Origin of the sequence: Peribacillus aracenensis (assembly GCF_025175645.1) — a bacterium.
Classification (GTDB): Bacteria; Bacillota; Bacilli; order Bacillales; family DSM-1321; genus Peribacillus; species Peribacillus aracenensis.
Genome location: NZ_JANZMJ010000101.1, coordinates 1 through 1,000 on the forward strand (window position 1 = coordinate 1; position 1,000 = coordinate 1,000).

The window sequence follows — 1,000 nt, forward strand, 5'->3', positions numbered from 1 at the left end:
GACAAGCTAAATCCGAAAGGATATTTGGTTTATAAGTTGAACAAGGAATAACTCTATTCATAGCTGAATGAAACACCATTTAAAAACATTTGGGTGTGGTGGGTTGACAGTTTCGTTCATATCAGTTGAACAAAAGTGGGTCAGAACATAGCTTAGAAGGTAACGCTCTGCTAGTAACGATAAGGTGATAAGGTAGAAAATTGTTAGAGAAAGTTTTTCGTAAAATGACTTAGGCTGGTTTGTCTTGTTAGCTGTCATTTTTGACAAAAAATAAAATGATCATCAGGATTCCAAACGTGCAGATGATCAGCAAGGTATCCTCGCAGCCACAACACGCCGTTAATTCGTCTAAGATAAAATCCTCTCGGAAAATCATCGTCTTCAGTTAGTATCTCCGACGCTATTGTGATGGAACCTGATGGAGCTTGATGTCGATGTAAAGGATTCCCCAAATAACCTTCAGGCTGATCCCGATACCCCAGTCTTAGGTGAGGTCCCAGCTCAAGGGGACACAATTCCAAACCAAGTTCGCTCGCTTTTTTAAAGATCTGAGCCGTAGTAGCTCCATCAGGAAAGCCAAGGTCGCCTACGGTTAGTTCAACGGTCTGAAGGCTGTACTTTTTATCAGAAGTCGTAAATTTATCATCAGCTAGTAGCCTCTCTCCATACTCATTCATCAAGATAGAGTATTGTTGTAATTTCTGGATAAGCTGCGATTTCGTAAGTCCGCCAACCTCTACTGTTCTGATGATAACTGGACAATCAGGGTATAGCAATCGTAATCACTCCTAACATATTGGGTACATAGGCTGAAAAACCGATATAATGGACTGCATTTAAATATTCTACAATTCCCCATAAATTTCCTTGTTGAACTAACCTCCCTCTATGAACATTGATGTATCAACGGTTTGCACCACTCGGTGTATTAGGCGAATTATTTTTTTATCCTACTTTTAAACAGAGTATTGAAATTCTGGTTTTTATTACTAAATTGAGA

Annotated in this window: 1 protein-coding gene; it reads right to left on the minus strand. The window is 39.2% G+C overall.

The features are described 5' to 3' along the window. Positions 1 to 254: 254 nt before the first annotated feature. Positions 255 to 776, minus strand: a complete 522-nt coding sequence (locus N0M92_RS29165; protein ID WP_260289032.1) for a helicase — start codon at positions 774 to 776, stop codon at positions 255 to 257. Between the last annotated feature and the right edge of the window lie 224 nt (positions 777 to 1,000).